Below are 18,986 nucleotides of genomic sequence, written 5' to 3' on the forward strand. Positions count from 1 at the left end.
CCCCCCCCCCCCCCCCCCCCCCCCCCCCCCCCCCCCCCCCCCCCCCCACAAAGGGGCTCAGCGTAGAACCTGTTGACCTGTATCAAGATCTTCAGACCTGCATAGCGGCACAATACTGGCACCTTGCCAAAACTGTTTCCGCTATCAGAGAAGACCTCCATGGGTGCCTGGCTTAGCAATATCTCGCTGAAATACAAATTCTGGGCGGTCAATGCGGTCGCTTTCGTCACCACCCTGCTGCTGGTGCTGTACGCCGTGCAACTCGAGCAGCAAGCCCGCAGCCAAGCCTCACAAGCGTCTGCTCAGGCTCAGGCGCAATTGCTCAAGGCCTGGCCGGCCGGGCAGGCGTTGCCCAAGGCTGACCAGGTGCTGACGTTCAAACGCGGTGAAGCGCCGCGCCTCAACGACCAACCTGTGCTGGAGATCAGCGAAAGCAACGGCTGGAACGAGATCAATCACCTGCCGCTGTTCGGCAACAACCCGCTGATGGGTGCCGAAGTGTTCAGTCGCGCCGACGGCCAGCAAGTCGCGGTCATTGCCTATGGCCCAAGCCTGGCGCAAGTGTTCAGCGAGCGTTTTGCCAACTACGCCGTGGCGGTGTTCATCCTGATGTTCGCCATGCTTTGCGCCTCACAGTTGCTGATCCGTTTCCTGCTCAGCCAGCTCAACACGCTGAAAGACGTGATGCTGCATGTCGAAAAAAGCGGTGACCTCTCGGCCCGCGTGCCGCTGGCCTGCAAGGACGAAGTCGGGCAGATGGCCAATGCGTTCAACGCGATGCAGGCCGGTTATCAGCGCGTGGTCACCACCGTCGCCAACACCGCGCGGCAACTGGACGTCGGTGCCGCACGTCTGGCGGCGAGCATGAACGACGTGCGCCACGGCATGCTCGGTCAACAGAGCGAGACCGATCAGGCCGCCACCGCGATCAACGAAATGACCGCCACGGTTTATCACATCGCGCAGCACGCCGGTGCCACTCGCGACCTGTCGCAAACCGCCGACAGTCTGGCCGGCAGCGGCCAGCAAGTGGTCAGCCGTGTGCAGCAGTCGATTGCCGGACTCTCCAGCGGCGTGCAGCAAACCGCCGAGATGATTCAGCGTCTGGCCGAGGACAGCCAGAAAATCAACGGTGTGGTCAGCGTGATTCACAGCATCGCCGAGCAAACCAATCTGCTGGCGCTGAACGCCGCCATCGAAGCGGCCCGCGCCGGCGAGATGGGCCGTGGCTTTGCGGTGGTCGCCGATGAGGTGCGCAACCTCGCCAAGCGCGTGCAGACCTCCACCGATGAAATCACCACCATGGTCTCGGCACTGCAGGCCGGCACGCGCGATGCGGTGGACTTCATGCAGGAGAGTTCGTACAAGGCCGACGACTGCGTGCAGCAGGCGCAGGAGGCTGGCGAGGCGCTGGCGGAAATCACTGGCGCCGTGGCGCAGATGCGCGAGAGCAACACGCAGATTGCGGTGGCGGCGGAACAGCAGAGTCAGGTGGCTGAAGAGATGAATCGGGCGGTGGTGAGCATTCGTGATGTGACCGAGAATACCGTGCAGCAGACAGTAGATTCGGCGACCACCAGTAATGAGTTGGCGACGTTGGCCGGGGAGCTCAACAAGGCTATTGGTCAGTTGAAACTCTGACGACGCCTTCGCGAGCAAGCTCGCTCCCACAGGGAATCTGTGGCGTACACAAATCCACTGTGGGAGCGGGCTTGCTCGCGAAGGCGTCAGTCGGGTCAACATCGAATCCGGCGATGACGCCTATCATCGCCATAGCCAACCTTGATTCGCCGCCCCACCCGCCCCGGCCTATTCTCCAACCATGTGTTCAACATGGATCGAGGAGTAGCAAACATGGGCAAACGTCACCCCAACCTTCCCGCGTGGCAATGGCGCGCGTACCCGAACAATCACCAGCACCCGACCAATCTGGTGTTGCACCTGATTGCCGTACCGTTGTTCATCGTCGCGTTTCTGTTGATCGTCTCTGGCGTGTTCAGCCTGAGTCTGGCCAGTGTCGCCATCGGCGTGATTGGTATTGTCGCGGCGCTGGCTTTGCAGCGCCACGGCCACAGCCTGGAGGCGCAAGCCTCCGAGCCGTTCAGCGACCGCCAGGATGCAGTGTCACGCTTGCTGGTCGAGCAGTTCCTGACCTTTCCGCGGTTCTTGCTCAGCGGTGGCTGGTGGCGCGCCTGGCGGGAGCGTCACCGTCGGCATTGATTCAGGCAAAAATCGTTACGGTCTGACGACTCATGGCGATCAACTCCCCGTCCGCACTCCACAGTTTGGCGGCGACATGGCCGTAACCGTCGGCGGCGTATTCGATGTCTGCCAGGTATTTGCACCAGTCCAGGGTGCTCAGGTCGCGTAATGGCTGAACGAATTCAATGGTCCAGGTCAGCGTGCTGCCCGGTGCCGGCTTCTTCAGATACGGCAACAATGCCGGTGGCCACGCATCCACCAGTGCCAACAGATGCGCCTCATTGACCGGCTCTTCCTTCACATCGCCACGCAAACGCACCCAACCGCCCATCTGCCGCGATTTATTGCCGGTGAACGGCATGCCGCCGACACTCCAGCGCATCGACAGATGCCGCATGAACTCCGGGGTCACGCCTTTGATATAGGGCAACTCCTGGCATTCATCCCAGTGTTTCATTTCAGCAGCGGGATAGGCCTCAACCGCCACCTCCGAGGGCCGCGAAGCGCCGAAACTGCCTTGCACGATCGTTACCACCTGACCGTTCTGCATGGCCCGCCCCAGCACCTGGCTGACTGCTTTGCCTTCGCGCAACACATCGACTTCGAAACTCACCGGTACTTCCGGCTCGACCGGGCCGACAAAGGTGATCGCCAGCGAACGCACCGGGCGCTCGGCCGGCACTTTCGCGCGCATGGCTTCGTATTGCAGCGCCGCGACCAGGCCACCAAAACTGGCCCGACCCTGGCCCCACTCGGCGGGAATGGTCAGTTCTGGATCGCGACGGACCGCATCGAGCAGATCGGAAAAGCGCATGACAACCTCAGCAAGCGAAAATTGAATGCTGCGATCTTAACCAGCATGAGAGGGCGCCGCAGCGTCTATTCCGGTCAAATGGACTGACAGAAAGGCCTTAACTCAATATCAACCGCACCGCAGATCCCTTGTAGGAGTGAGCCTGCTCGCGATGAGTTCGTATCAGTCGACATCAATGTTGACGAATATAACGCTATCGCGAGCAGGCTCACTCCTACAGGAGATATGTGCCGATATCGGGGGTTATTTGAAACAGGCTGAACTGAGTTTGTCGAGCACCCGATCCGCCTTGGCTTCAGCCTTGATCAGGCCCGCCTGCCACGTCGCGACGCACGGTTGCAGATCGCTTTCCAGTTCGGCCCGCGCCAGCCACTGCCAGCAATCGTGCCAGTCACCCAGCGCGCCCTGCGCCGACTTCAGCCGCGCCAGCGCCGGTTCAGGCAGGCGATCGAGTTCCGGATAGGCTTCGATGCCATAACGCACGCGTTTGATCAGCAAGCGCAGACGATGGCGATCGTGGGCGGGATCGTGCAAAGCCTCGTCGAGTTTTTTCCACTGTTTGTGCAGGCGCTTTTCGATGCGTTTGCCCAGGCCCTTGAGCAGCCCCTGGCGCTCGGAGGCACGCAAAAATCGCGGGAAGGCATCGAGGATGATCAGCAGCGAAGCCACTTCGGCGCTCGCTGCCAACGTCGGATAGGCTTCAGCCATCTGCGCCATGCGCCGCTGCGCGGCCTGCGGTTGATCGTGCTGGAGCAGGTAGGCGGCCAGCACCTCGCGATCGCGCCACGGCGTGGTCAACTGACCGACCGCCGACGCGGCGCCCTCCAGCTGTTCCACACCCGGCAAGCCACGCAAGGGCCGCAACAGGCTGCGCAAGCGGCGCACCGTGGTGCGCAAGTCGTGCAGCGCCTCGGGGTCGGTACGCGCAGTCAGGCGCGCCTGACAGGCCAGCAAACGCACTTCCAGACTCAGGACATGAGCCACCAACCGGTCAACCAACGCAGACATCGCTTGCTCCTGATTCACATGGCCTGAAGGCTGAGTCTGCCGTGAGCAGGCAGGCGCATCCTTGCGTCAAGTCAGCAGCTTAGCGCCCGGCGCGGGATTCGCGAATATAGAAACGCGCCTTCTCGGCTTTGTTGCTGCAGCCCTCGAAACCTTCGAATTGCTGTTGGGTCTTGGCCGCCGTCAGCAACGACAGCGCCTTGGAGTAACTGACCGTGCCGGCGAAACCTTCGGCCTTGGCCAGATCCAGTTCATGCCACGCCGCATCGAGCTGACTGCCGCAGCTGTCGCGATAAGCAGTCTTGCCAGCGCAACCGGCCAATGCCAGCGCGATCAACGGCACACAGATCCAGGCTTTCATCACTAACTCCTCAAATAGGTCAACAGTCGTGCAGGTAAGACGTTACGGCGCGAAAAAAGTGCCTTGGCGCCCGGTGAATCTGCGGTGACGAAAAGATAACCCCGACGGGTCACACAGTATCGGAAAACGACTCTGCTGCCGCCCCGAACGACTCTGGCGATTGTCGCCCGCCCATGGATGGGTGCATTGTGGTGCCTTGTCGGGGGAGGAAGTTTGATGAAAAAGCGTGTAGCACTGGTGCTGGGCTCCGGAGGCGCCCGGGGCTACGCCCATATCGGGGTCATTGAGGAGATCGAAAGACGCGGTTACGACATTGCCTGCATTGCCGGTTGTTCGATGGGCGCAGTGGTCGGCGGGATCTATGCGGCGGGCAAACTCGACGAGTACCGCACCTGGATCGAAACGCTCGATTATCTGGATGTGCTGCGTCTGGTGGACGTGAGCTTTCGCCTTGGGGCGATTCGCGGTGAGAAAGTCTTCGGGCAGATCCGCAAGATCGTCGGCGAGATCAATATCGAAGACCTGCGCATTCCCTACACCGCCGTCGCCGCCGACCTCACCAACCAGCAGGAAATCTGGTTCCAGGAAGGCTGCCTGCATCAGGCAATGCGCGCCTCGGCGGCGATTCCCAGCCTGTTCACCCCGGTGATGCAGGGTAACCGGATGCTGGTGGATGGCGGCATTCTCAACCCGTTGCCGATCGTGCCGGTGGTCTCCAGCCACTGTGATCTGATCATCGCGGTCAACCTCAACGCGACCAACCAGCGGCATTACAAATTGCCGGTAATCCAGCGCCCGCCAGCCTTTCGTTCGCGCTTCGACAGCCTGCTCAGTTCGCTGGGTTCGAAAATGCCGTTCCGCCGCAAACAGGCCGAGCAGTTGTTGTTACTGGAGCAGGAAGCGCTGCGCGCCGAAGCGGGCGAGATCAACCCGTGGCTGGAAGGCAGCGAACCGGAGAGCCAGCAACCGGCAGCGGCTCCCGAACGCGAAGGCGCGCCGAAATCCGCCACCGGCTCGTTCATCATCGACAACGTCGGACCGGCGTCACTGCTGGACCTGATCAACCAGAGTTTCGAGGTGATGCAGACCTCGCTGGCGCAATACAAGATCGCCGGCTATCCGCCGGACATCCTGATCAACGTGCCGAAGCGCGTGTGCCGGTTTTTCGAGTTCTACAAGGCGCCGGAGTTGATCGCACTGGGACGGGAGATTGCGCGGGATACGCTGGATCGGTATGAAAGTGAGCAGAGCAGAGAGCCTTGAAGTTCTCGGTTGCCTGTCAGGGCCTCTTCGCGGGCAAGCCCGCTCCCACAGGGTTCTGGGGTGTTTTGAAAATTGTGTATCACACCGACCACTGTGGGAGCGGGCTTGCCCGCGAAGGGGCCAGACCAGGCAACACAAAAACTACAGGCTGCTCTCACTCAACAGCCGATACCCCACCCCCGCTTCAGTCACGATAAACCGCGGCCGGGTCGGATCATCCGCCAGTTTCTGGCGCAAATGCCCAACCACAATCCGCAAGTAATGACTGTCCTCGGTATGCGTCGGCCCCCAGATATCCTTGAGCAATTGCTGCTGGGTGATCACCCGGCCCGGATGCCGCGCCAGTTGCGCCAGCACCGCGTATTCCTTGCGGGTCAGCGCCACTTCGACACCGTCGAGCAGCACCCGCCGATAAGCCAGATCCACGGTCAGCGGGCCGAACGTCAGCGCCGCTTGCTGGGCCTCGCCGGCAGGCGCCTGACGCAACAACGCGCGGACCCGGGCGAGAAATTCCTGAATGCCGAACGGCTTGGTCACGTAATCGTTCGCGCCGCCATCCAGCGCCTGGACTTTCTGCCCCTCACTGGCGCGCACCGAGAGCACCAGCACGGGCGCGGTGGCCCACTCGCGAAACTCGCGCAGCACCTGCTGGCCGTCCATGTCCGGCAAGCCGAGGTCGAGCACCAGCAGGTCGGGTTTGTTCAACGCCGCCTGGGCCAGGCCCTCGGCGCCGGTGCCGGCCTCCAGCACTTTATAGCCTTGTGAGGCGAGGCTGATGCGCAGGAATTTACGGATCTGTGGTTCGTCATCAATGACCAAAATGGTCGCGGTCTGGCTCATGAATTCACATCGACACAAAAGATTGGCAAGAGAGTAGCGCAGTCGCGATCAGGCTTCATTGTCCATCCCCGGTTGCGTCTGCAACGGCAGGTGCAGAGTGATGCAGGTGCCGCGGCCGTCGATGCCGTCGGCCACGCTGATCCGCCCGCCATGCGCGCCGACCATGCCCTGACAGATCGCCAGCCCCAGCCCCGTGCCCTGCCCTCCGCGATCACCCCGCGCGGCGGTGTAGAACATGTCGAAAATCTTCGCCCGCTCGTCCTCGGGAATCCCCGGGCCTTCGTCGCTGACCGAGAAGAAAATCTCTTCGTCACTGGCGCCGGCACGCAGTTGCAAACGCCCATGGGCCGGCGAGAACCGCGCAGCGTTTTCCAGCACATTGACCAGCGCCTGTTCGATCAGCGCCGCGTGCACGAACAGCAGCGGCAGCTCGGCGGGCACGTCGGTGCTGACCTGCAGCGGCGCCAGCACCGCACGCAGGCGATTGAGCGAACTGCCGACGATGTCTGCCGGCGACACCCAGTCCCGCGCCAGCTTCAACGCACCGTGGCCGAGGCGCGTCATGTCGAGCAGATTCTGGATATAGCGATCGAGGCGTTCGGCTTCATCGCGTGTGCCTTCGAGCAACTCGCGGCGATCCTCCAGCGGAATGGCTTCGCCGAGGGCCAACAGGCTGTCGATACTGCCGCGCATGGACGTCAGCGGTGTACGCAGATCGTGGGACACCGAGGCCAGCAGCGCACTGCGCAGTTGTTCGGTTTCGCCGTGCAGGCGCGCGGCTTCCAGATCATCGGCCAGTTGCGCCCGGGACAATGCCTGAGCCAGTGGCTGACTCAACGCGGTGAGCAGGCGTCGGCGCTGGCCGCTCAAGGTCTGGCCCTCTTTGGCGCAGACCCCGAGCAGCGCCAGCGGCCCGTCCTCCACCGACAGCGGCCACCACCACCAGCGACCGAACGGCAGCGTGCCGGTGCCCATGCCGGCCGGTTGATCGTGCTGCCAGGCCCAATCGGCCGCAGCCCGTTCCGCCTCGGTGAACTCCAGCGGCCCGCCGGTCTCGACTTTCCAGCCGCCCTGCCCGTCCCGATTGAGCAGGCACAACTGCAAATCGCTCCAGCCATTGAGGTGCTGCGCCGCAGCGCTGATCACCGCCTGACGATCCGTCGCGGCAGTCAGTTTACGTGACAGGTCGAGCAGTTCGCTGGTCTCCTCCTGCGTGTCGCGCAGGGCCTGTAACTGGCGGCGCTGGCGTGCGGCGAGATTACCGGTGAGCGCCGCCATCAGCAGGAAGAACAGCAAGGTCAGAACGTCTTCTTCGCGCTGGATGGCGAAGGAAAAATTCGGCGGAATGAACAGGAAATCGTAGGTCAGAAACGACAGCGCCGCGCACGCCAGCGCTGGCCCCAGGCTGCTGCGCACCGCCACCAGCAACACCGCTGCGAGGAACACCAGCGAGATGTTCGGCAGCGGCAAAATACTCGACACCGCCCACGCCAGCGCACTGGCCAATACCGTGGCGACCAGTGCCAGCGCGTAATCGAACCACACCAGCGTCGGCGTGACGCGAAGGCGCGGCGCAGGCTGCTCGCGATCATTGTCGAGCACGTTGATTTCCAGGCCGTGGGCCTGACGCAGCAAACGCGCCGCCAGACCACCGCCGAACAGGCGACGGCGCAGACTCGGCCGCGACTGGCCGACCAGCACCAGACTTGCCCGGCGTTCGGCGGCATGCTGGATCAGGGTTTTCGCCACTTCGCCGGCGCGCAACAACACCACTTCGCCGCCGAGGCGTTCGGCCAGTTGCTGGGCATTTTGCAGGCGCAGGCGCGATTGCTCGTCGCGCACCGTGCCGTTGTCGACATGCACCAGACTCCACGGCAGATGCCGACGCTGGGCCACCCGGCTGGCGTGGCGCACCAGGCGTTCGGCATGCGCATCGCCATCGACGCCGACCAGCAAACGCCCGCGCACCGCCGGCGCCGCCTGACCGAGTTGGCGATAGCCTTGAGCGAGATCGTTATCGACCTGCGCGGCGGCAGTCTGCATCGCCAGTTCACGCAACGCGGTGAGGTTGGTCTGGGTGAAAAACGCATCGATCGCCGCCCGCGCCTGTTCCGGCACGTAGACCTTGCCTTCGCGCAGACGCTCCAGCAATTCACGCGGTGGCAGGTCGATCAGCAGCAGTTCGTAGGCTTCCTGCAACACCCAGTCCGGCAGGGTTTCGCGCACCTGCACACCGGTGATCCCGCGCACCTGATCGTTGAGACTTTCCAGGTGCTGGACGTTGACCGTGGTGTACACGTCGATTCCGGCGGCGAGCAGTTCCTGAATGTCCTGCCAGCGCTTGGCGTGGCGACTGCCGGGGGCGTTGGTGTGCGCCAGTTCGTCCACCAGCACCAGTTTCGGTTTGGCCGCGAGCAAGCCGTCGAGGTCCATTTCTTCGAGCATCACGCCACGGTATTCCGAGCGCACCAGCGGTTGCTGCGGCAAACCACCGAGCAGCGCTTCGGTTTCCGCTCGGCCATGGGTTTCGACGACGCCGGCAATGATTTTCACGCCCTGACGCAATTGCGTGTGCGCCGCCTGGAGCATGGCGTAGGTCTTGCCGACACCGGGGGCGGCGCCAAGGAAAACCTTGAGTCGGCCACGGCCGTCGCGGGGCAGTTCTGCTAACAGTGCGTCGGCGCGGCCGGCGTCGCTCATGCTTGATCTCTTCAGTCAGATGTTGATGTGTTGCCAGTTATGGCCTCTTCGCGAGCAAGCTCGCTCCCACAGGTTCAGTGTTGCTCTTGTGGGAGCGAGCTTGCTCGCGAATGGCCGCACCGCCGATTCAGAGTTTTTCCAGCGCCATGTTCAGCTCCAGCACATTCACCACCGGTGGCCCCACCAGCGGCTGTTCGATGTGCGCATCGAGCAGTTGCTGCAAGGTCGACACCGGCAGGTTGCGCGCTTGCGCGACACGCGCCAGTTGATAGGCAATTGCCGCCGGTGGCAAGTGCGGATCGAGGCCGCTGCCGGAGGTGGTGAGCAGCGCCAATGGCACCGGACCCTGGCCGGGCACCTGCAACTTGTTGGCGTCGTCGATCACTCGTGTGGCGAGTGCCGGATTGCTCGGCGCCAGGTTGCTGGCGCTGCTCGACACGGTTGCAAACGCGCCCGCCGAAGGACGTGGATGGAACCATGCATCACCGACGAAATCCTGAGCGATCAGGGACGAGCCGCGCACCTTGCCATCGGCGCCGTGCACCAGGCTGCCATTGGCCTGTTCAGGGAAAGCGACCTGCGCAACGCCGGTCACCACCAGTGGGTAGGCCACGCCAGTGATCAGGGTCATCAGCACCAGCAGGCTCAGGGCCGGACGTATCATTGTGGACATTGCAAAATCCTCGAATTCGTTGGGCAAACTTTTGCGGGGTGCCAGGGAGATCTTTTCCCCCTCACCCCAGCCCTCTCCCCCAAGGGGGCGAGGGGAAAGGGAGCCGATCTCTGCGCTTTTCCAGACCTGAGTTCGGCTCGCTATCCCAGGTCGGTACGCCTCTTACAAACACCTCGATCAGTCCCCTCTCCCTCCGGGAGAGGGTTAGGGTGAGGGGCTCTTCCAACCTCAAACCAAATGCAAAGCCGTGAGCAGCATGTCGATCGCCTTGATCCCCACGAACGGCACCAGAATCCCGCCCAGTCCGTAGATCAGCAGATTGCGCCGCAGCAGTGCCGCGGCACTCGCTGCCTGTACGCGCACGCCACGCAATGCCAGTGGAATCAGCACCACGATGATCAGGGCGTTGAAGACGATGGCCGAAAGGATCGCGCTCTGCGGACTGGTCAAGTGCATGATGTTCAGCACGCCCAGTTGCGGGTAGATCGCGGCGAACAGCGCCGGCAGAATCGCGAAGTACTTGGCGACGTCGTTGGCGATGGAGAAAGTCGTCAGCGCACCACGGGTCACCAGCAATTCCTTGCCGATCTGCACCACGTCCAGCAGCTTGGTCGGGTCGCTGTCGAGGTCGACCATGTTTGCGGCTTCGCGTGCGGCTTGCGTGCCGTCGTTCATCGCCATGCCGACGTCAGCCTGGGCCAGCGCCGGAGCATCGTTGGCGCCGTCGCCACACATCGCCACCAGACGACCGTCGTTCTGCTCATGACGAATGCGTGCGAGTTTCTTCTCCGGGGTGGCTTCGGCGAGTACGTCATCGACGCCCGCTTCTGCCGCAATGGCCGCCGCGGTCAACGGGTTGTCACCGGTGACCATCACCGTGCGAATCCCCAGTTTGCGCAGCTCGGCGAAACGCTCACGAATGCCTGGCTTGACCACGTCCTTGAGGTGGATCGCACCGAGCAGTTTGCCGTCGGCGCAAACCAGCAACGGCGTACCGCCGCTCTGCGCGATCTTGTCGATTTCCCGCGACAGCGCCGGGGCCAGATCGGAGCGTTGTTGACCGAGGAACGCCAGCAGCGAATCGACTGCGCCCTTGCGGTACACGCGGCCCTGATAGTCGATACCGGACAAGCGGGTTTCCGCGCTGAACGGCACCGCTGTCAGGCTATCCAGCGCCGGCTCGGTTTGCGGGTGCAGACCGCGCAGGTATTCGACGATGGATTTGCCTTCGGCGGTTTCGTCCGCCAGCGAGGCGAACAACGCGCCTTCGGCCAACTCGCGACCACTCACGCCCGGCGCGGCATACACCGCGCTGCAACGGCGGTTACCGAAGGTGATGGTGCCAGTCTTGTCCAGCAGCAGCACGTGCACGTCACCGGCCGCTTCCACTGCACGCCCGGATTTGGCAATCACGTTCAGCCGTACCAGTCGATCCATCCCGGCGATACCGATCGCCGACAACAGGCCACCGATGGTGGTCGGAATCAGCGTGACCAACAGCGCCACCAGAAACACCAGCGGCAGGCTGCCGTTGGCGAAGTGGGCGAACGGTTGCAGGGTCACGACCACCAGCAGGAAGATCAGGGTCAGGCCGATCAGCAGGATATCCAGCGCGATTTCGTTCGGGGTCTTCTGGCGTTTGGCGCCTTCGACCAGCGCGATCATACGATCAAGGGTCGATTCACCAGGGTTGGCGGTGATCTTCACCAGCAGCCAATCGGACACCAGGCGCGTGTTGCCGGTGACCGCCGAGCGGTCGCCGCCGGACTCGCGAATCACCGGCGCCGATTCACCGGTGATCGCCGCTTCGTTGACCGCGGCGATGCCTTCGATGACTTCGCCGTCACCGGGGATCATCTCCCCCGCTTCGACGCGCACCACGTCGCCTTTGCGCAGGTTGGCGGCGGGCACCACCTGGAAGCTGCCATTGGCCATTTTGCGTCGTGCGCTGAGGCCTTCGCTGCCCGCCTTGAGGCTGTCGGCGCGGGCCTTGCCGCGACCTTCGGCCAAGGCTTCGGCGAAGTTGGCGAACAGCACGGTGAACCACAGCCACAGGGCAATCTGCGCGGCGACGAACGTCGGCACGACGTTGTCCGGGATGAAGCACAGCACGGTGGTGAAGATCGCCGTCAGTTCGACCACCAGCATCACCGGCGAACGCACCAGCTGGCGCGGGTCGAGCTTGACGAAGGCTTGCAGCAGCGCCGGACGCCACAGTGCCGAAATCGCGGTTTTCGCTTGTTCCGGTGCCTTGACGGCAGCGGGTTTGATTGCAGGCATATTCATGATCTATTCCTTAGAAACCCATGCTCAGGTGTTCAGCAATCGGACCCAGCGCCAGCGTCGGCAAGAACGTCAGGCCGCCCACCAGCAAAATGGTCACGGTCAACAGAGTCACGAACAGCGGGCCATGGGTCGGGAAGCTGTTCTGGCCGATCGGTGCGGTTTTCTTCATCGCCAGGCTGCCGGCCAAAGCCAGTACCGGAAGGATGTAACCGAAGCGACCGATCAACATGCCCAGACCGAGCATCAGGTTGTGGAACGGCGTGTTGGCGCTCAGGCCACCGAAGGCCGAACCGTTGTTCGCGCTGGCCGAGGTGTAGGCATAGAGCAACTGACTGAAACCGTGCGGGCCGGGGTTACTGATGGTCGCCGCCGGGCCAGGCAGAGTGGCGGCAATCGCACCGAGCACCAGCACGCCGACCGGCATCACCAGCAGGGTGACGACCAGCAATTGCACTTCCCGCGCCTGCAGTTTCTTGCCGAGGTATTCCGGGGTGCGGCCAATCATCAGGCCGGCGAGGAACACCGCGATGAGCACGTTGAGCAACATGCCGTAGAGCCCGGCACCGACGCCGCCGAAGATCACTTCGCCGACCATCATGTTGACCAGCGCGACCATGCCACTGAGCGGGTTGAGGCTGTCGTGCATGCCGTTGACCGAACCGTTCGACGCCGCGGTGGTGGTCACCGACCACAGCACAGTGGCGGTGGTGCCGAAGCGTGCTTCCTTGCCTTCCAGCGGCGCGGTCTGCTCGACAGCAACGTTGTTCAGCGCAGGGTTAGGCTGATATTCAGCCCACAGCGAAGTCGCGCCGCCGATCAGGAACAGTGCGAGCATGCAGGCGATGATCGCGCGGCTCTGACGCAGATCCTTGACGTAGTGACCGAAGGTGAACACCAGGGCCACCGGGATCAGGATGATCGAAGTGACTTCGAACAGGTTGCTCCACGCGGTCGGGTTCTCGAACGGATGCGCCGAGTTGACACCGAAGAAGCCACCGCCGTTGGTACCCAGTTGCTTGATCGCAATCTGACTGGCCGCCGGGCCGAGCGGGATCACTTGATCAACGCCCTGCATGGTCACCGCGTTCACATATTGCGCGAAGGTCTGCGGTACGCCCTGCCACACCAGGTACAGCGCCAGCAGCAGGCACAGCGGCAGCAGGCCATAGAGGGTGGCGCGGGTCATGTCGACCCAGAAGTTGCCCAGGGTCTTCGCCGACTTGCGACCGATGCCACGGCACAGTGCAACCAGCACGGCGAGGCCGGTAGCGGCGCTGACGAAGTTCTGCACAGTGAGGCCGACCATCTGGCTCAGGTAGCTGAGGGTCGCTTCACCGCTGTAGGACTGCCAGTTGGTGTTGGTCATGAAACTGACCGCCGTATTGAACGCCTGAGTCCATTCCTGGCCCGGCAGGTTTTGCGGGTTCAGCGGCAGGTGATCCTGGAACAGCAGGATCGCAAACAGCAGCAGGAAACCGGCGAGGTTGAACGCCAGCAAGGCCAGCGTGTACTTCTGCCAGCTCTGTTCAGCCTGCGGATCAACCCCGGAAATGCGATAACAGCCACGTTCGACCGGGCCCAGAATCGGCGTCAGCCAGGTGCGCTGACCTTCCATCACCTTGTAGTAAAAGCGCCCGAGGAACGGCGCCGGCAACAACACCACCGCAAAAAACGCGAGGATCAGCCAATAGTCATAACTGTGCATAGCCGCTCCTAGCCCCGATCCGCGCGCAATAGCGCAACCAACAGATAAATGAACAGCCCGGCTGCCAACAGCAGGGACACCCCGTCCAGAACGCTCATGGAAGATCTCCGTGTTACGGCGTATTGCCGCTTGTCGGGGCATTGTCGGAAAGGAGGCTGTAAAGGCGCGAGACCGAGGGGGTTGGCTGGGCATAAAGAAAGCGTAAAGAGTGGGTTTATGCGTTCGTTACAGGTGGGTTTTGCGTCGTGTTGGCGGGCCCCTTCGCGAGCAAGCCCGGCTCCCACAGTTTTTTGCGTGGTCCGCAGAGTTTGATTCCAACGCCAAACCTGTGGGAGCGGGCTTGCCCGCGAAGACGGCAGCACTAACGACGTCGCACCCAACTGGCGCACGAAAATGTGCCCATCCGGTAATGAACATCTTGGATAACGACAGCTTTCAGCCTATTGCGACCTGATTCACAGGACTGGCACGCCCACTGCACACGCCCTCCCCCGAGCTTTCCAAACCGTTCAGGGAGCATGCGCATGAACACACAACTCAAACCCACACTGGGCACCTTGCACCTGTGGGGCATCGCCGTCGGGCTGGTGATTTCCGGCGAGTATTTCGGCTGGAGTTACGGCTGGGGCGTGGCCGGTACGCTGGGCTTTCTGGTGACCTCGTTCATGGTCGCGACCATGTACACCTGCTTCATTTTCAGCTTCACCGAACTGACCACTGCGATTCCCCATGCGGGTGGGCCGTTCGCCTACAGTCGCCGAGCCTTCGGTGAAAAAGGCGGACTGATTGCCGGGCTGGCCACGCTGATCGAATTCGTCTTCGCGCCGCCGGCCATCGCCCTGGCGATTGGCGCTTATCTGAATGTGCAGTTTCCGGCGCTCGATCCGAAACACGCAGCGGTCGGCGCCTATATCGTCTTTATGGGTTTGAACATTCTTGGTGTGAAACTGGCGGCGACATTCGAGCTGATCGTCTGCGTGCTGGCGGTGATCGAATTGCTGGTGTTCATGGGCGTGGTCGCACCGGCGTTCAGCTTCAGCAGCTTTGCTTTGAATGGCTGGGCCGGTTCCGATGTGTTCGGTGTGCCGGCGATTGCCGGGATGTTCGCCGCGATTCCGTTTGCGATCTGGTTTTTCCTCGCCATCGAAGGCGCGGCGATGGCCGCCGAAGAGGCCAAGGATCCCAAGCGCACGATCCCCAAGGCCTACATCAGCGGGATCCTGACCCTGGTGTTGCTGGCAATGGGCGTGATGTTCTTCGCGGGCGGCGTCGGTGACTGGCGCACCCTGGCGAACATCAACGATCCATTGCCGCAGGCGATGAAGACTGTGGTCGGCGACAACTCCGGCTGGCTGCACATGCTGGTGTGGATCGGCCTGTTCGGCCTGGTGGCGAGTTTCCACGGGATCATCCTCGGCTACTCGCGGCAGTTCTTCGCCCTCGCCCGCGCCGGTTACCTGCCGGCGTCGCTGGCGAAACTCTCGCGCTTCCAGACCCCGCACCGCGCGATCATTGCCGGCGGCATCATCGGCATCGCCGCGATTTACAGCGACGGCTTGATTAATCTCGGCGGCATGACCCTCACTGCGGCGATGATCACCATGGCGGTGTTCGGCGCGATCGTGATGTACATCATGAGCATGCTCAGCCTGTTCAAACTGCGCAAATCCGAACCGAATCTCGAGCGTACTTTCCGTGCGCCGTGCTATCCGCTGATCCCGCTGATCGCACTGGTGCTGGCAGTGGTGTGCCTGATCGCCATGGCCTGGTTCAACGCACTGATCGGGCTGATTTTCCTCGGTTTCATGGCGGTCGGCTTCGGCTACTTCTTGCTCACCGGGCAGTTGCGAGCTGACGCTCCGGCCGATGCGATGCTCACGGGACGATAACCCATGCCTCCTACAGGGATTTAAGGTGCACCGGGGATATCGGACCTAGAATGGAACCACTGCGAACTCACTTCGCTCAAAAGTGGTATGCAGCGTCGCACGGCGAAATCCTCGCCCGTCGAACTGCCCTTAAGGAGAGCCGTTATGCCCTGGTATGCCTGGTTGATTCTGGTCGTTGCAATCGGCTCGATCGTTGGCGGATTGATGATGTTGCGCGACACCGCCAACAAGGTTGAACTGACCGATGAAGAACGCAAACGCGTTGCGCAGCGCAACGCCGAAGCGGACATCAAGGACGCGCAGGATCGCTGAATGAAAAACCCCGCCTGAATCGGCGGGGTTTGTTTTTTATGGCTTTGGACTTATCCGCACGCTTTTTAGAAGTAGAAGTACAGTCACCATTTAATTTTCCGTGGTTAAGATGGTGGCCTTGTCGCGGAGAGTCGAAATGCGTTACTCGCAGGATCACAAAGCCCAGACCCATCAGCGCATCATCAAGGAAGCCTCGGCACGCTTTCGCCAGGACGGTATCGGCGCCACCGGTTTGCAACCATTGATGAAAGCGCTCGGGCTGACCCATGGCGGGTTCTATTCGCATTTCAAGTCTAAGGACGAATTGGTGGAAAAAGCCTTGCAGGAGGCTGGCGCGCAGCTGGACGCGCATTGCGCCATGCTGTTCTCCGAGGAACGCCCGCTGGAGGCGTTCATCGACAGTTACCTCTCCGAATGGCACTACAGCTCTGCGCACGAAGGCTGCCCTTTGCCGACCATGTCCTCGGAAATGGGTCTGCGCGGTCAGCCCAGCCCGACCACCGACGCGGTGCTCAACAGTCGACTGGAACAAGTGCAAAACACGCTGGAAGGCCCATCCGCCGCTGATCGCAGCATTGTCATCATGGCCACACTGGTTGGTGCACTGGTGCTCGCACGCAGCGTCGAAAATCCGCAGTTGGCCCAACGGATTCTCGACGTCACACGTGACACCCTGAAGAAAGATCAGGACTAGCCTTCCCAGCGCTTGAACAGCACGCTGGCATTCACCCCGCCAAAACCGAAGCCGTTGGACAACGCATATTCAATCGGCATCGACCGCGCCTGGCCGTGAACGATGTCCACACCAGCACTTGCCGGGTCAGGGTTTTCCAGATTGAGCGTCGGCGGCACCACCTGATCGCGGATGGCCAGTAACGTGAAGATCGCCTCCAGCCCGCCGGCCGCGCCGAGCAAATGTCCGGTAGCGGACTTGGTGGAAGTGACGGCGATTTTGTTCTGCTCGCCAAACACACTTTTGATCGCCGCCAACTCACCCAGATCGCCGACCGGGGTGGAGGTGGCATGTGCGTTGAGATGTTGCACCTGATCCGGCGCGATACCAGCCTGAGCCAGCGCCAACTGCATCGCCCGTTGTGCACCACTGCCGTCCTCCGGACCGGCGGTCAGATGATAGGCGTCGGCACTGGTGCCATAACCCACCAACTCGGCCAATGGCTGTGCACCACGTGCCAGCGCATGCTCAAGCGACTCGATCACCAGCAAACCCGCGCCCTCCCCCATCACAAAGCCATCGCGACCGCTGTCAAAGGGCCGGGAAGCGCGCTCGGGAGTGTCGTTATAGCCGCTGGACAACGCTCGCGCCGCGGCAAAACCGGCCAGGCTGACCCGATCGATGCAGGCTTCCGCTCCACCGCAAACCGCGATATCCGCTTCACCGGCGCGAATCATCCGCGCAGCATCGCCGATCGCCTGGACGCCGGCAGCACAAGCAGTCACCGGTGCACCCAACGGGCCTTTCAAAGCATGCTGGATCGATACGTGTCCGGCCGCCAGATTGACCAGAAACGATGGGATGGTGAACGGCGACAGACGACGCGGGCCACGACTGTCGGTGGTGCGTACAGCGTCGGCTATTGCACCGAACCCGCCAACACCGGAGCCGATGATCGTTGCGGTGCGCTCCTGATCCCTGGCCTCGGACGGCTGCCATTCGGCCTGCGCCAACGCCTGGCGCGCCGCTTCCATGGCGAACAGGATGAAGCGGTCCATCTTCTTCTGCTCTTTGGGTGGCGTGGCAAGGTCCGGATCGAAACCGGCCTCGACGTCCTCTGCCGCCGTTGGCACCATCCCGGCGACCCGGGTCGGCAGATCTGCACTCACCGCGTCCGGCAAATTGCGCAAGCCGGAGCGCCCGTCCAGCAAGCGCTGCCAGACAACCTCGACGTTACTGCCCAAAGGAGAAACCAGGCCCATACCGGTGACAACAATTCGACGCTGACTCATACCGCAGTTACCTCTGATCAATTTTTGTAGCGTTGCGCCGCCGAGCTGCGCGACAGATTCGGCGCCATGACATGCCGTGCACGCACGAATGCCTGCCATTCACCTTCGTCAGGCAGCGACGGGATGGTGATCAACTCACCCTGATCCAGACCGGCCAGCGCCGCATCCACCATCTCACCGGCCTCCATCACCATCTCCGCCGGAATACCACTGGCGTCGATGCCCGAGCGCTCCCAGATTTCAGTACGGGTAACACCGGGCAACACCGCTTGCACCTTGACGCCAGTACCTTCGAGTTCGGCGTTGAGCGATTGAGTCAGGCTCAACACGTAGGCTTTGCTGGCGCTGTAGGTCGCGTTGAAGCGTTCAGGAAACAGCGCCACCACCGACGCGATGTTGATGATCGTGCCGCGTCCAGCCTTGGCGAAACTGGCGGCTGCTGCCGAGGCCAGCAACGTAACGGCGGTGACGTTCAACTGGATCAGACGCTCCAGTTGCTCGGCGTCGGAATTGGCCAGCAAGCCATCGGCTGCAACCCCGGCGTTATTCACTAACAGGCTGATGCTCGAATCACTGCGCAGGCGTTGCTGGAGTTTGAGGACATCATCCTTTTGCGTCAGGTCGGCTTTGAGCACTTCGACCTGGACACCTTGTGTCTCGCGCAACTGGTTCGCGGCGTTTTCCAGACGCTGCTGATCGCGGGCGACCAACAGCAAATCAAAACCACGTGCTGCCAGCCGCTGCGCGTAGATGGCACCGATACCTGATGATGCCCCGGTGACGACGGCCGTACCTTGAGACTGGACTGAACTCATGAGAGCGCTCCTGAAATACTTTGGGATTGGCCCTCAGCGTTGTTTGCATGAAGGCGGCGGAAATTATTATAGGCATAATCTCACAGCTATATGATACCCATAATTTTCAGCCCACCGACAAACGCAACGCAGCTCCCTTTGGCGAATCTCTGACAT

At 62.1% G+C, this 18,986-nt stretch carries 17 protein-coding genes; 6 read left to right on the plus strand and 11 right to left on the minus strand.

What is annotated here, in order from left to right; genetic code table 11:
• Nucleotides 1-159 precede the first annotated feature (159 nt).
• Nucleotides 160-1,641 (plus strand): methyl-accepting chemotaxis protein, encoded by a 1,482-nt coding sequence (locus NTD85_RS12125; RefSeq protein ID WP_003226828.1) that lies wholly within the window; start codon nt 160-162, stop codon nt 1,639-1,641.
• 213 nt (nt 1,642-1,854) lie between these two features.
• Nucleotides 1,855-2,220 (plus strand): Mpo1-like protein, encoded by a 366-nt coding sequence (locus NTD85_RS12130; RefSeq protein WP_003226831.1) that lies wholly within the window; start codon nt 1,855-1,857, stop codon nt 2,218-2,220.
• Nucleotide 2,221: 1 nt separating this feature from the next.
• Here NTD85_RS12130 and NTD85_RS12135 read toward each other — a convergent pair whose 3' ends face one another.
• From NTD85_RS12135 to NTD85_RS12145, 3 genes are all read right to left on the minus strand, one after another.
• On the minus strand, nt 2,222-3,016 hold the full coding sequence (locus NTD85_RS12135) for an acyl-CoA thioesterase (RefSeq protein ID WP_003226833.1): 795 nt from the start codon (nt 3,014-3,016) through the stop codon (nt 2,222-2,224).
• 243 nt (nt 3,017-3,259) lie between these two features.
• Nucleotides 3,260-4,024: a CHAD domain-containing protein gene (locus NTD85_RS12140; protein WP_262142258.1), complete on the minus strand. Its 765-nt coding sequence runs from the start codon at nt 4,022-4,024 to the stop codon at nt 3,260-3,262.
• 79 nt (nt 4,025-4,103) lie between these two features.
• Nucleotides 4,104-4,382, minus strand: coding sequence for a hypothetical protein (locus NTD85_RS12145; protein WP_007963692.1), 279 nt, complete (start codon nt 4,380-4,382; stop codon nt 4,104-4,106).
• A 216-nt stretch (nt 4,383-4,598) separates the two neighbouring features.
• Between NTD85_RS12145 and NTD85_RS12150 the strand changes: the two genes are divergently transcribed.
• On the plus strand, nt 4,599-5,645 hold the full coding sequence (locus tag NTD85_RS12150; protein ID WP_003226842.1) for a patatin-like phospholipase family protein: 1,047 nt from the start codon (nt 4,599-4,601) through the stop codon (nt 5,643-5,645).
• 141 nt (nt 5,646-5,786) lie between these two features.
• Here the strand turns inward: NTD85_RS12150 and NTD85_RS12155 are convergent, their stop codons facing one another.
• From NTD85_RS12155 to kdpF, 6 genes are all read right to left on the minus strand, one after another.
• Nucleotides 5,787-6,485 carry a response regulator gene (locus NTD85_RS12155; protein ID WP_262142259.1) on the minus strand — a complete coding sequence of 233 codons (699 nt, stop codon included), beginning with the start codon at nt 6,483-6,485 and terminating at the stop codon, nt 5,787-5,789.
• Nucleotides 6,486-6,533: 48 nt separating this feature from the next.
• Nucleotides 6,534-9,185, minus strand: coding sequence for a sensor histidine kinase (locus tag NTD85_RS12160; protein ID WP_226499707.1), 2,652 nt, complete (start codon nt 9,183-9,185; stop codon nt 6,534-6,536).
• Between the two features lie 127 nt (nt 9,186-9,312).
• Nucleotides 9,313-9,858, minus strand: a complete 546-nt coding sequence (gene kdpC / locus NTD85_RS12165) for a potassium-transporting ATPase subunit KdpC (protein ID WP_262142260.1) — start codon at nt 9,856-9,858, stop codon at nt 9,313-9,315.
• Between the two features lie 228 nt (nt 9,859-10,086).
• Entirely contained in the window at nt 10,087-12,144 is a 2,058-nt protein-coding gene (kdpB, locus tag NTD85_RS12170) for a potassium-transporting ATPase subunit KdpB (RefSeq protein ID WP_103484360.1), read from the minus strand.
• 10 nt (nt 12,145-12,154) lie between these two features.
• On the minus strand, nt 12,155-13,849 hold the full coding sequence (kdpA, locus tag NTD85_RS12175) for a potassium-transporting ATPase subunit KdpA (protein WP_003226852.1): 1,695 nt from the start codon (nt 13,847-13,849) through the stop codon (nt 12,155-12,157).
• 8 nt (nt 13,850-13,857) lie between these two features.
• The gene (gene kdpF / locus NTD85_RS12180; protein ID WP_003226853.1) at nt 13,858-13,947 is read right to left on the minus strand and encodes a K(+)-transporting ATPase subunit F; all 90 of its coding nucleotides are present in this window, start codon (nt 13,945-13,947) and stop codon (nt 13,858-13,860) included.
• Nucleotides 13,948-14,373: 426 nt separating this feature from the next.
• On the opposite strand from kdpF, the gene eat reads away from it, so the two are divergent.
• From eat to NTD85_RS12195, 3 genes are all read left to right on the plus strand, one after another.
• Nucleotides 14,374-15,738 (plus strand): ethanolamine permease, encoded by a 1,365-nt coding sequence (eat, locus tag NTD85_RS12185; RefSeq protein ID WP_003226855.1) that lies wholly within the window; start codon nt 14,374-14,376, stop codon nt 15,736-15,738.
• Nucleotides 15,739-15,882: 144 nt separating this feature from the next.
• The gene (locus NTD85_RS12190; protein WP_003226857.1) at nt 15,883-16,050 is read left to right on the plus strand and encodes a DUF2897 family protein; all 168 of its coding nucleotides are present in this window, start codon (nt 15,883-15,885) and stop codon (nt 16,048-16,050) included.
• A 136-nt stretch (nt 16,051-16,186) separates the two neighbouring features.
• Complete coding sequence (locus NTD85_RS12195) at nt 16,187-16,744, plus strand: TetR/AcrR family transcriptional regulator (protein ID WP_045122570.1); 558 nt, start codon at nt 16,187-16,189, stop codon at nt 16,742-16,744.
• On the opposite strand, the gene fabF is transcribed toward NTD85_RS12195, so the two are convergent.
• Both fabF and NTD85_RS12205 read right to left on the minus strand, forming a co-directional pair.
• The gene (fabF, locus tag NTD85_RS12200; RefSeq protein WP_262142261.1) at nt 16,741-18,015 is read right to left on the minus strand and encodes a beta-ketoacyl-ACP synthase II; all 1,275 of its coding nucleotides are present in this window, start codon (nt 18,013-18,015) and stop codon (nt 16,741-16,743) included. The genes NTD85_RS12195 and fabF overlap by 4 nt on opposite strands.
• Before the next feature lie 17 nt (nt 18,016-18,032).
• On the minus strand, nt 18,033-18,830 hold the full coding sequence (locus NTD85_RS12205) for an SDR family NAD(P)-dependent oxidoreductase (RefSeq protein WP_262142262.1): 798 nt from the start codon (nt 18,828-18,830) through the stop codon (nt 18,033-18,035).
• Nucleotides 18,831-18,986 lie beyond the last annotated feature (156 nt).

Origin of the sequence: Pseudomonas sp. 13B_3.2_Bac1, from assembly GCF_025466205.1 — a bacterium.
GTDB classification, from domain to species: domain Bacteria; phylum Pseudomonadota; class Gammaproteobacteria; order Pseudomonadales; family Pseudomonadaceae; genus Aquipseudomonas; species Aquipseudomonas fluorescens_H.